This is a genomic window from Streptomyces sp. NPDC002130, from assembly GCF_040296465.1.
Taxonomy (GTDB): domain Bacteria; phylum Actinomycetota; class Actinomycetes; order Streptomycetales; family Streptomycetaceae; genus Streptomyces.
Genome location: NZ_JBEOXI010000257.1, coordinates 1 through 11259 on the forward strand (window position 1 = coordinate 1; position 11259 = coordinate 11259).

Sequence of the window (11259 nt, forward strand, 5' to 3'; positions counted from 1 at the left end):
GGGAGTCGACGCGGAGCGTCGGTGACCGACGACAACGCCGCAGATGCGCGTGCCAGGCCCCGCGTCTGCGGGCTGATCCAAACGACAGGCCCTAGGGCCTGACCGCACGACGGGCCGGTTCGGGGCGCTCGCCGAGGACTGTGTGAGTCCGTCGGCACGCGCGTGTCCCGCGAGGCCCTAGCTGTGCTGACCCGACGGCTGTGTCAGTCGCTCCGGGGTCCGTGTGATGTCCAGCCCCGCCGACCTTCCCGCTCGTGCGAACGCCATCGCGTCCTCCACCGCCGCGCCGCCCGGGTCGTTGTTGAAGTACGCGTACACGTCCTCGCCGTCGGTCCAGGTCGTGGCGATGCGGTCGAGCCAGGTGGCCAGCGAGCGCCGGCCGTAGCGCGGCCAGGGCTTGGCGCGGCCCTGGTGGAAGCGGACGTAGCCCCAGTCGGCCGTGCGCCACAGCGGTGTCGCCGGGCGGGCCAGGATGTCGGCCCAGCACAGGGCGGCGCGCCGGGACTCCAGGACGCGGCGGACCTGCGGTGTCCACCAGGAGTCGTGACGCGGCTCGACCGCGACCCGGGTCGAGGCCGGGAAGCAGGCCAGGCAGGCGTCCAGCAGGCCCGGGTCGGCGCGCAGCGTGGGCGGGAGCTGGAGCAGGACCGGGCCGAGGCGGTCGCCGAGGCCCGCCGCGTGACTCATCAGGCGGTGCACCGGCTCCTCGGGCTCCTTGAGCCGCTTGATGTGGGTCAGATAGCGGCTCGCCTTGACCGCGACGACGAAGTCCCCGGGCACCCGTCGCCGCCAGTCCTCGAACGTCTCCCGGGCCGGCAGCCGGTAGAAGGCGTTGTTGATCTCGACGGTGGCGAAATGCCCCGTGTACTCCTCCAGCCAGAGCCGCATCGGCAGCCCGGACGGGTACAGCACGTCCCGCCAGTCCTTGTACTGCCACCCGGACGTGCCGACGAACAGGGTCATACCCCTATCAAAGCACCAGGTGTCTTCGAGGGCGGCAGGGCGGCCTGGTCCTCCAGGCCGCGCTAGCTGTCGGTGCGCGTGTGGAAGCGGTAGAACAGCAGCAGGAAGACGGCTGCCGTGACCAGCACCGACGTGATGACCACGGGGCGGACGTCGTCGCCGGTCTGGCTGTAGAGGAAGCCCAGTGCGGCGCCGGCGAACGCGGCCCGGAGCAGGGCGTGCAGGGCGTGCAGGTCGCGCCGGAGGCGCCGGGTCGCCTGGACCACGGCGATGCAGAGGGCCATGAAGGCGAGCGCGCTCCACACCCCCGACGCCACGTCCGGCCCCGTGATCGGACCGCCGTGACGCCGGTTCACCGCGACCCAGTTGCCGTAGACGACACCGAGCACGACGGGCAGGACCCATCGCGCGACGCGGTGGGCGGGTTCGCTGAACACGGTGGGCGCCGGGTGCGCCATCAGAGCCTCCCTGGTCCATGCGGAGCTTGGCGTCGCTCCGCCGCACACTGTGGCACGCCTGGGTAACAGGCAGGTGAGAGGCGGTTGTGACCGGAACCGGCGGGTGGGCCCGCTACAGGTACAGCCCCGCGTCGACGCCCCCGCGCGGCTCCGGCAGTGCGGTCGGGGACGTGCCCCGGCGCAGCGCGTACAGCTCCGCCAGGGTCGCGCCCTCGCGGCCGATGCCGTCCTCCTGGCCCAGCCAGTTCGCCGCCTCCGACCGGGTCAGCGGGCCGACCTCGATCCGGGCGAGGCAGCGGCCGGGGCGGACCACGGCCGGGTGCAGGCGCTCCAGGTCCTCGTTGGTCGTGACCCCGACCAGGACGTTGCGGCCCTGGCCGAGCAGGCCGTCCGTGAGGTTCAGCAGCCTCGACAGGGCCTGGCCCGCCGTGTGCTTGGCCTCGCCGCGGATCAGCTCGTCGCAGTCCTCCAGGAGCAGCAGCCGCCAGCGGCCCTTGCCCGTCGCGTCCTCCTCGCCGATGGCGATGTCCATGAGGTAGCCGACGTCGGAGAAGAGCCGCTCGGGGTCCAGCACGCAGTCCACCTGGCACCAGTCGCGCCACGACCGGGCCAGCGTCCGCAGCGCCGACGTCTTGCCGGTGCCCGGCGGGCCGTGCAGCAGCAGAAGACGGCCCGCGATGTCCTCCGGGGTCGTCTTCATCAGCCGGTCCATCGCGTCCGCCACCGGCGCGGTGTAGTTGGGCCGGACCTCGTCCCAGGTGCCCGCGGCGATCTGGCGGGTGGTGCGGTGCGGGCCACGGCGCGGGGAGACGTACCAGAAGCCCATCGTGACGTTCTCCGGCTGCGGTTCGGGTTCGTCCGCCGCGCCGTCCGTGGCCTGGTCGAGGATCTTCTTCGCGAGCTCCTCGCCGGTCGCCGTCACGGTGACGTCGGCGCCCCGGTTCCAGCGGGAGACCAGCAGCGTCCAGCCGTCGCCCTCGGCGAGGGTCGCGCTGCGGTCGTCGTCCCGGGCGGCGCGCAGCACCCGGGCGCCCGGCGGCATCAGCGTCGCCCCGGACCGCACGCGGTCGATGTTCACCGCGTGGGAGTACGGCTGCTCGCCCGTCGCGAAGCGGCCGAGGAACAGCGCGTCGATGACGTCGGACGGGGAGTCGGAGTCGTCGACGTTGAGCCGGATCGGCAGCGCCTCGTGCGGGTTTCCAGACATGCCGCCATGATCCGGCACGGGGACGCCGTGTGCACCCGGTTTCCGCGTGCACACGGCATGTCGTCCTTGGCAGGTCAGCCCCCGGCGCGGGAGACCAGCCGGCGCGCCTGCCGGACCCTGCGGACCACGGCGTACCCCTTGGTCAGGGCACGGTCCGCGGCGAACGTACGGGCGATCGCGCGCCCTTCGACCATCCGCTCGAACTCCTCGATGCCCGTGCTGCGGCGCACCGTCACCCGCCGCAGCGCGTACGGCCCCTGCGCGCGCCGCGCGAGGCCGTTGCCGACGGCGAGGGCCTGGGCCCAGCCCGTCTCGCGCACCGCCTGCCGGACCCGGCGGCTGGAATAGCCGTAGGGGTAGGCGAACGAGGCGGGCACGGAGCCCAGTTGGTCCGAGACGATCTCCTTGCAGTGGATCAGCTCGAACCGCAGGGTGGCGTCGGAGACCTGGTCGAGCTGCGGGTGGCTGTGGCTGTGCCCGCCGATCTCGACACCGGCCGCCGCGAGGTCGCGGACCTGGTCCCAGTCCAGCATGGTGTCCAGGCCGCCGCCGGTGTCGTACGGCCCCCTGAGCCACCCGGTCGAGACGAACAGGCTGGCCGGGAAGCCGTGCTTGGCCAGGGCGGGGAGGGCGTGCCGGTGCACGCCCTCGTAACCGTCGTCGAAGGTGATGAGGACCGGCCGCTCGGGCAGCGCGCGGCCGGAACGCCAGCACGCCGCCAGTCCGGCCGTGGTGAGCGGACTGAGCCCCCGGTCGGCGAGCACCGCCATCTGCTCGGCGAACGCCTCCGGGGTCACGGACAGGGCGCGCGTCTCCTCGTTCGGGTCGGTCGCGACCGCGTGGTACATGAGGATCGGGACGCGGGCGTCACTCACGGGCCGTCACCTCCACCTCGGGCACCCGGAACGTGGTCCCGCCCCGGCGTGCCCGGACGCTGCCGACGACGTAACCGCCCGCCGCCGTCAGCACCCCGGCCACGATCGCGCCGGCCCGTCCCGCACCGCCCGACCGGGCCAGCAGGGCGTCCCGCAGGCCCCGGGCCACCCCGGCGGGCAGGACCCGCGTGGCGTACCGGCGCTCCGACTCCAGGCCCTTCCCGGCCCCGACGCTCCGCGCCACCAGGGCCTTGGACAGGCCCTCGGCCCAGGCGCGGCTGCGGAAGTAGCGGAAGTGCTCGCGGACCTCGGGCACCCGGTGGTGGATCACCGCCCGGTCGTCGATCAGCAGGACCGCGTCGGGCCGGGCCCGGGACAGACGGATGCACAGTTCCGTCTCCTCGCAGCCCAGCGGGCGTTTGTCGCCGTCCCTGCCGATGCCGGTGGCGAAGCCGCCCGCCGCGTCGAAGGCGCTGCGCCGGAACGAGGCGTTGCCGCCGAGCACGTTGCGCACCCGCACCCGGCCGCGCGGCAGCCCCCGGTAGGAGCAGCCCACCACCCAGTCGAACTCCGCCGGGAACCAGTCGGGCCGACGCCCGGACGCCCAGACCGGCTCCGTGCGCCCGCCGACCGCCATCACCTTCGGGTCGGTGTACGCCTCGGCGAAGTGCCGCAGCCAGTCGCGCTCGGCGACGGCGTCGTCGTCGAGGAAGGCCACGATCTCGCCCCGGGCCGCGGCGATGCCGGTGTTGCGGCCGGCGGACAGGCCGCGGGGGCCCGCGTTGGCGAGCACCCGCACCACCGCACCGTCGGCGGTCTCGTTGTACTCCTTGGCGAGCCGCTCCCTGAGCGTCTCGTTGTGATCGACGACCAGCAGCGTCTCCAGGGCCGGCCGCGACTGCGCGCGGACCGAGGAGACCGCCGCGAGGATGTCCTCCCAGCGGTCCTCGGTGTACGCGCAGATCACGACGGAGATGCCGGGACCGCTCAAGACACCTCTCCCCGCATCGCGGCCGGCATCGACGACCGGGGCGAACGGCGGCGCAGCGCACGGCGGTTGGAGCGCTCCCGCAGGATCACCTTCAGCACGCGCAGCCCGTCCCGCACGGCCCGCAGATTGCTCACGCCGTGGATGCGCAGGTACTCGTGGCTCGGGATCTCCTGCACCTTGAGGCCGGCCTTGACGACCCGGATGTTCATCAGGGTCTCGACCTCGAAGCCGGTGCAGTCGAGGTCGATCTTGTCGAGGCAGTGCCGCCAGAACGCGTTGTAGCCGTAGCACAGGTCGGTGTAGCGGGCGCCGAACTTGCGGTTGACGGCCGTGCACAGCGCCCAGTTGCCCATCTTGCGGATGAAGGTCATGTCGTCGGTGCCGCCGCCGTTGGCGAAGCGGGAGCCCTTGGCGAAGTCCGCGCCGGAGACCAGGGCGGAGACGTAGGAGAGGATCTCCCCGCCGTCCGCCGAGCCGTCCGCGTCGACCATCACGATGATGTCGCCGGTGCAGGCCTGGAACCCCGTGATCAGGGCGTCGCCCTTGCCCTTGCCGCGCTGCTCGACGACCTTCACCTCGGGCCACAGCTCGCGGGCCACCTCGACGGTGTTGTCGGTGGAGTTGCCGTCGACCAGAACCACTTCGTGTATCCAGTCGGGCAGGGTCTTGAAGACGTACGGAAGGTTCTCCGCCTCGTTCATGGCCGGGATGACCACGCTCACCGGCGGCGCGATGGCCAGGTGAGAGGAGACGGGTCGGTATTTGGAGGCGGTCGGCGGACGCTGCTGCGTCGCGGCCGGCTGCAGAACTGAGCTCATGAGTCTGGTCCCTCTCGTCCGGTGGACCGCCCCCCCAGGGCAGTCCGGATCCAGTCCGGTTCGAAAGGGGGGTTCTCACCCGAGGCACGCCGAGATGGCGAGGCAGGCCGGGATGGAGCTCCGGCACGCCGGGTGAGCTGGCAAAGCTGGTCGGCCGCAAAAACGGCAGCCGACCGCGCGGCACGGCCCGGAGACCATTGCGGTCACCGAGCACGGCACCCCCCTACCGCGCCCCGCGCCGGTTCGTCGCGGTCCTTGAGCCCTCCCCTAGAGCCGCGTACTACGGACCGATGCGGGTGAGATGTATGACGGTATTGACGATTGAACCCGTATGGCAAGACCTGGAACGGCCCCTCACGTTTTTGTTGGTTTGGTCGTTGCGAGGGACCGCTCGTGCGACGCAAGTTGCACGTTCCCGTCCCATAAACATGCGTTCCCCGGAGGCGATCAGGGCCTCCGGGGAACGTGTGTTCAGGTGCCGGTGCGGACGTCGGTCACGGGACGATCTGCAGCAGGCGGTTCGGCGAACCGGATCCCGCGCCGGTGACCTTGCCGGTGACGGCGCCGTTCACCAGGGCCGTGGCGACCTGGGCCGGGGTGGAGGAGGTGTGACCCGCCAGGTAGACCGCCGCCGCGCCCGCGACGTGCGGGGTCGCCATCGAGGTGCCGGAGATGGTGTTGGTCGCGGTGTCGCCGGTGTGCCAGCCGGCCGTGATCGACGAGCCGGGCGCGAAGATGTCCAGGGCGGAGCCGTAGTTGGAGTAGCTCGCCTTGGCGTCCGTGCTGGTGGTGGCTCCGACCGTGATCGCCTCGGCGACCCGGGCCGGGGAGGACGAGGAGGCGGTGGTGCTGCTGTTGCCCGCGGCGACGGCGTAGGTGACGCCGCTGGCTATGGAGTTGCGGACCGCCGTGTCCAGGGTCGCGGAGGCGCCCCCGCCCAGCGACATGTTGGCGACCGAGGGGCCGGAGTGGTTCCTCGTCACCCAGTCGATGCCCGCGATCACGCCGGCCGTGGTGCCGGAGCCGCTGTTGTTCAGCACGCGCACACCCACGATCTTCGCCTTCTTGGCCACGCCGTAGGTCGAGCCCGCGATCGTGGTGGCCACATGGGTGCCGTGGCCGTTGCCGTCGGAGGCGTCGTTGTCGCCGTCGACGGCGTCGTAGCCGTGCGAGGCACGGCCGCTGATCTGCTGGTGGGTGATGCGCACACCGGTGTCGATCACATAGACCGTCACACCGCTGCCCGCGCTGTCCGGGTAGGTGTAGGTGCCGGACAGCGGCAGCGAGGCCTGGTCGACGCGGTCCAGGCCCCACGGGGCGTTGGTCTGGGTGGCGGCGAGCGTGACGCGCTGGTTCTGCTCGACGGAGGCCACCGCCGGGTCGGCGGCGAGCCGCCGCGCCTCGGTGGCGGAGAGGGTGGCGGACCAGCCGTTCAGCGCCTTGCCGAACGTCTTGTCGACCGAGCCGCCGTACTCCTTCACCAGGCCCTTGCCCGCGGCCGAGGAGGCCTTCAGGCCCGCGCTCTTCTTGAGCGTGACGAGGTAGCTGTCCTTGATCGCGGTCGGGGAGCCCGCGGCGAGCACCCGGCCCTCGGCGGGTGCGGCCTGTGCGGGAAGGGTGGTGAGCCCGCCCACGAGGGCGGCGGTCGCCAGCGAGGTGAGTGCGGCGAACCCGAGTCTCTTGCTACGCAGTTGTGCCATTACGAGGGAGTCCTCCTCTGGGCGGCGCGCGCCTGGGTGGGACGCGCGTCATGTGGGGGGTGTGCGCGTGTTCGCGCACACGGGCCGGGGAGCGTCGCGTTCCGCTCCCGGCCGGAGTAAAGCCTCGACCAACTACCGGCGTAGAACAAGAGAGTTGAGTATCAGTCAACAAACCTGTCATGGGCACGTAACAAGAGAGGTCCGGTGCGCAACACGAGCCGTGGTGAATGCGCCGAGCATCCGGGGAGAGGCCGAAAAGACTTGGCATGGACACTTCCTGTCAACGCGCGTCGCTGCTACGACGGTTATGGCAGAGATCCTGCTAAAGGGAGGTTCCATGAGACGTTCCCGACTTGTCGTCCTCGTGAGCTCGCTCCTCCTCGCCGTCGGCACCGCCCTCACCGGGGCAGCGACGGCGCAGGCGTCCTCACTCGCAGCAGCAGGCGGCTATGTGGCCCTCGGTGACTCCTACTCCTCCGGAGTCGGAGCCGGCAGCTACATCAGCTCCAGCGGCGACTGCAAGCGCAGCACCAAGGCCTACCCCTACCTCTGGGCCGCCGCCCACTCACCCTCGAGCTTCGACTTCACCGCTTGCTCGGGCGCCCGAACGGGTGATGTTCTGGCGGGTCAGCTCACTCCGCTCAGCGCCTCCACCGCCCTCGTCTCGATCAGCGTCGGGGGCAACGACGCCGGCTTCGCCGACGTCATGACGACCTGTGTGACCCAGTCCGACAGCGCCTGCGTCTCCCGCATCGACACCGCCCGGGCGTACGTCGACTCCACGCTGCCCGGCAAGCTCGACAGCGTGTACTCGGCGATCCGCTCCAAGGCACCCGCCGCCCGGGTCGTCGTCCTCGGCTACCCCCGCTTCTACAAGCTCGGCGCCACCTGTCTCGGCCTGTCCGAGACCAAGCGCAAGGCCATCAACGACGCCTCCGACCACCTCAACACCGCCGTCGCCAAGCGCGCCGCGGACCACGGCTTCGCCTTCGGTGACGTCCGCGCCGCCTTCACCGGCCACGAGATCTGCTCCGGCGACTCCTGGCTGCACAGCGTCAGCTGGCTCAACATCGGCGAGTCGTACCACCCGAAGGCCCCCGGCCAGTCGGGCGGTTACCTGCCCGTGCTCAACAGCAACGACTGACCGCTCAGCCGTCGTCCGAGCCCGAGCCGGAGTCGGATCCCGAGTCGGAGTTCGCGTCCGGATCCGTGCCGGAGGGAGAAGGGGAGGCCCCGCCCGTCGGGGTCTCCGTCTCACACGTCACCGAGAACGGCACCGACTCGGACGTCTCCCGTACCGGCTCCCGCACCTCGACGCTGATCTCGTTCTCGAACGTCCCGGTCTCCTCCCGCGTCGTCACCCGCACCGTGTCCCGCTTCGAACGGTCGCCGCTCTCCGTGAACGACAGCGTCTTCCAGCCCCCGTCGAGCACCTGGCCGTCCTGCGTCACCCAGCGGTAGCTGACCTCGGCCGGGAGCCGCCCCACCGTGAGCGTCGCCGTGAACTCGGGCGCCTGGGCGTTCGGCGGCGGACACGGGCCCGAGTAGTCCGTGCGGCGGCCCTCCAGGGCGACCCGCACCGACTGCGGCGGCGGACTGCTCTCCTTCGTCTCGCTCGGCGTCGGCGACGGACTGGACTTCTCCGTCCCGGTGTTGCGCGGCGGGCTCTTGGTCGCGGTGGGCGTACTGTCCCCGGCCCCCTGGTCGTTGCCGCCGGAACCGTCCCCGTTGTTGAGCAGCGCGTACGTCAGCCCGCCCACCGCGAGCGCCAGCGCGATCACGCCCGCGACCAGCACCCGGCCGGCCCGGCCGTCCCGGTCCTGGCCCGTGGCCGTCGTGGTGGCGCCCGCACCGGACGCCGCCGACTGCCCGGGATAGGGCATCGGGGGCGTGGGCGCGGGCTCGGGGTGGCCCACGACCGTCGGCGGGAACGGAACCGCCCGTGTGGTGTCCGCGCGCGGCGAGCCGCCCGCGGCGACGACCCGCAGATCCTCCTCGGCCCGCTCGGGCGGCAGCCGCTGCTCGGGATCCTTGCGCAGCAGCCCCTCGATCACCGGGGCGAGCGGACCGGCCCGGTACGGCGGCGGCAACTCCTCGTCGACGATCGCCCGCAGGGTGCTCAGCGGGGTGTCGTGGCGGAAGGGGGAGTGGCCCTCGACCGCCGCGTAGAGCAGCACCCCGAGCGACCACAGGTCGGACTCCGGACCCGGCGTACGGCCGAGCGCCCGCTCCGGGGCGAGGAACTCGGGCGAGCCGATGACCTCGCCGGTCATGGTCAGCGCGGAGCTGCCCTCGACCATGGCGATCCCGAAGTCGGTGAGCACGATCCGGCCGTCGTTCGAGATCAGCACATTGGCCGGCTTCACGTCGCGGTGCAGCACCCCGGCCTCGTGCGCGGACCGCAGCGCGGCCAGCACCTCGGCGCCGATGTGCGCGGCACGCTGTGGCGCCATCGGGCCCTCGGCGTCCAGGACCTCGGCGAGGGAGAGGCCGCGGACCAGTTCCATGACGATCCACGGGCGGCCGTCGTCCGTCGCCACGTCGTAGACCGTCACCACGTTGCGGTTGGCGACCCGGGCCGCCGCCCACGCCTCCCGCTCCAGCCGCGCGTACATCCGCTGTACGTCGTCGCCCGCAAGGCCGGACGGGGCGCGGACCTCCTTGACGGCGACCTCACGGTGCAGCACCTCGTCGCGGGCGCGCCACACCGTCCCCATGCCGCCCTCGCCGAGCGGTGCGAGGAGCCGGTAGCGGCCGGCGATCACACGCTCACGGCCCGGTTCTTCGAACACGGCGCCCCCATTCGCAGCCGGGCGAAATCTCCATGGGGTGTGTCTTCCCCACGCGGTCGGATTTCCTCACGACGTCCGCTTTTCTCCGGACATCCGATGCCTCACGAACGTAACTCAGCCGAGTGCGGATGCCGCCCCCTTGAACACCAGTCCGGCACCGAGAACCAGTACGGCGAAGGCGGAACCGAGCGGGGCGGTCCGGCGCACCAGGGCCGCCATCGGGCCCGCCGACCAGCGCGGGCGCCGGTCCAGGAGCCGGGTCATGCCGCTGCCCGCCTTGACGACCGCGTACCCGGCGGCCGTGAGGGTGAGGGCCAGCCCGACGCCGTACGCGACGACGAGCAGCAGACCGAACCAGGCCTGCCCGAGCGCGGCGGCACCGACCAGCACCACGACGGCGGACGGGCTGGGCACGAGGCCGCCCGCGAAGCCCATGAGGATCGTGCCGCGAACGGTGGGGGCGACGGGGTGGGAGTGGGTGAAGCCGCCGTGACTGTGCTCGATCGTGTGGGGGTGGGAGTGCGGGTGGGCGTGATCGGGCGGGTGGTCGTGCTTGTGGTCGTGGTCGTGCGGGTCGTCGTGGTCGTGGCCGTGGCCGTGGTCGTGCTTGCCGTGATGGTCGTGTTCGTGGGTGGGGCCGCCGTCGTGGCCGTGGGTGTGGCTTCCGTGGCCGTGATGATGGCCGTGCGGGTGGTGGGTGTGCGCGCGGTTGCGCAGGGCGCGGCGGACCAGGCTCGCGCCCGCCAGGGTCACCAGCAGGCCGCTGGCGACACCGAGCCAGGCGATCACCGAGGGCGCCGCCGCCGAACCGGCCGTGACCAGCAGGCCCAGGGCGACCACGCCGAGGGTGTGCGTGACGGTCACCGAGGCGGCCATGGGCAGGACGTCCTTCATCCGGGCCTGACCGCCCCGGGCCGCCGCCGTCGCGGCCATGATGGTCTTGCCGTGGCCCGGGGCGAGCGCGTGCATCGCACCGAGCACGACGGCGATGAGGAGGGCCAGCGCGGCGAAGCCGGCGGTGAGGTCCTGCCGGGCCACCAGATCGTCCAGGGCACGTGTCCAGCGGTCGGCGCCGCGCGGAAGCACGGAGGCCGCGGGCGCGTCCGACTCCGCCTCGGCCAGGGCGGCGCCACCGGGGCGCACCCGCAGGGCGGCCGACGCGGTGTCGGCCGGGGAGGACAGCAATTCCTCCGGGTAGCCGGTGAGTTCGTCCGAGATCGACTTCTCCGGCACGTCCGACGCGGCGAGCGTCATACGGTCGCCCCGCGCGGTGATCTCCCGCCAGCCCGGGCCGGTGGAGGTACCCGCGCCGCGGAAGCCGAGGGACACGGTCTTCCCGCCCGACGGGAGGGCCGCGGTCAGCTCGCACTCCACCCGCAGGGTGTCGAGTCCCGCCTGCCCTGGCCGCACTCGTGCGTCGCTGCGCTCGGCGGTGAGGGCGACCCGGCGGCCGTC

The 11259-nt window shown here is 72.3% G+C and carries 10 protein-coding genes; 1 reads left to right on the top strand and 9 read right to left on the bottom strand.

Annotated elements, in window-relative coordinates:
* Positions 1 to 177 precede the first annotated feature (177 nt).
* The 7 genes from ABT116_RS33830 to ABT116_RS33860 form a co-directional block, all read right to left on the bottom strand.
* Positions 178 to 963, bottom strand: a complete 786-nt coding sequence (locus ABT116_RS33830; RefSeq protein ID WP_351641693.1) for a DUF72 domain-containing protein — start codon at positions 961 to 963, stop codon at positions 178 to 180.
* Positions 964 to 1025: 62 nt separating this feature from the next.
* Positions 1026 to 1421 (bottom strand): hypothetical protein, encoded by a 396-nt coding sequence (locus ABT116_RS33835; protein ID WP_351641696.1) that lies wholly within the window; start codon positions 1419 to 1421, stop codon positions 1026 to 1028.
* 112 nt (positions 1422 to 1533) lie between these two features.
* On the bottom strand, positions 1534 to 2628 hold the full coding sequence (locus ABT116_RS33840) for a DUF5925 domain-containing protein (RefSeq protein ID WP_351641700.1): 1095 nt from the start codon (positions 2626 to 2628) through the stop codon (positions 1534 to 1536).
* A 74-nt stretch (positions 2629 to 2702) separates the two neighbouring features.
* Positions 2703 to 3503: a polysaccharide deacetylase family protein gene (locus ABT116_RS33845; protein WP_351641703.1), complete on the bottom strand. Its 801-nt coding sequence runs from the start codon at positions 3501 to 3503 to the stop codon at positions 2703 to 2705.
* Entirely contained in the window at positions 3496 to 4494 is a 999-nt protein-coding gene (locus ABT116_RS33850; RefSeq protein ID WP_351641706.1) for a glycosyltransferase family 2 protein, read from the bottom strand. The genes ABT116_RS33845 and ABT116_RS33850 overlap by 8 nt, the downstream gene beginning before the upstream one ends.
* A complete protein-coding gene (locus tag ABT116_RS33855) occupies positions 4491 to 5312 on the bottom strand; it encodes a glycosyltransferase family 2 protein (RefSeq protein WP_351641709.1) in 822 nt (273 codons plus the stop codon). Before ABT116_RS33855 ends, ABT116_RS33850 begins: the two co-directional genes overlap by 4 nt.
* A 494-nt stretch (positions 5313 to 5806) precedes the next feature.
* Positions 5807 to 7012: a S8 family peptidase gene (locus ABT116_RS33860; RefSeq protein WP_351641712.1), complete on the bottom strand. Its 1206-nt coding sequence runs from the start codon at positions 7010 to 7012 to the stop codon at positions 5807 to 5809.
* 337 nt (positions 7013 to 7349) lie between these two features.
* On the opposite strand from ABT116_RS33860, the gene ABT116_RS33865 reads away from it, so the two are divergent.
* On the top strand, positions 7350 to 8156 hold the full coding sequence (locus ABT116_RS33865) for an SGNH/GDSL hydrolase family protein (RefSeq protein ID WP_351641714.1): 807 nt from the start codon (positions 7350 to 7352) through the stop codon (positions 8154 to 8156).
* Between the two features lie 4 nt (positions 8157 to 8160).
* On the opposite strand, the gene ABT116_RS33870 is transcribed toward ABT116_RS33865, so the two are convergent.
* Positions 8161 to 9804 (bottom strand): serine/threonine-protein kinase, encoded by a 1644-nt coding sequence (locus ABT116_RS33870; RefSeq protein ID WP_351641717.1) that lies wholly within the window; start codon positions 9802 to 9804, stop codon positions 8161 to 8163.
* 114 nt (positions 9805 to 9918) lie between these two features.
* The coding region (locus tag ABT116_RS33875; protein ID WP_351641720.1) for a nickel transporter at positions 9919 to 11259 on the bottom strand (1341 nt) is incomplete at its 5' end.

Bases quoted from the DNA above. Each gene is read 5' to 3' on its own strand.
- ABT116_RS33830 (WP_351641693.1), bottom strand. From the start codon at position 963: ATGACCCTGTTCGTCGGCACGTCCGGGTGGCAGTACAAGGACTGGCGG.
- ABT116_RS33865 (WP_351641714.1), top strand. From the start codon at position 7,350: ATGAGACGTTCCCGACTTGTCGTCCTCGTGAGCTCGCTCCTCCTCGCC.
- ABT116_RS33860 (WP_351641712.1), bottom strand. From the start codon at position 7,012: ATGGCACAACTGCGTAGCAAGAGACTCGGGTTCGCCGCACTCACCTCG.
- ABT116_RS33855 (WP_351641709.1), bottom strand. From the start codon at position 5,312: ATGAGCTCAGTTCTGCAGCCGGCCGCGACGCAGCAGCGTCCGCCGACC.
- ABT116_RS33840 (WP_351641700.1), bottom strand. From the start codon at position 2,628: ATGTCTGGAAACCCGCACGAGGCGCTGCCGATCCGGCTCAACGTCGAC.
- ABT116_RS33835 (WP_351641696.1), bottom strand. From the start codon at position 1,421: ATGGCGCACCCGGCGCCCACCGTGTTCAGCGAACCCGCCCACCGCGTC.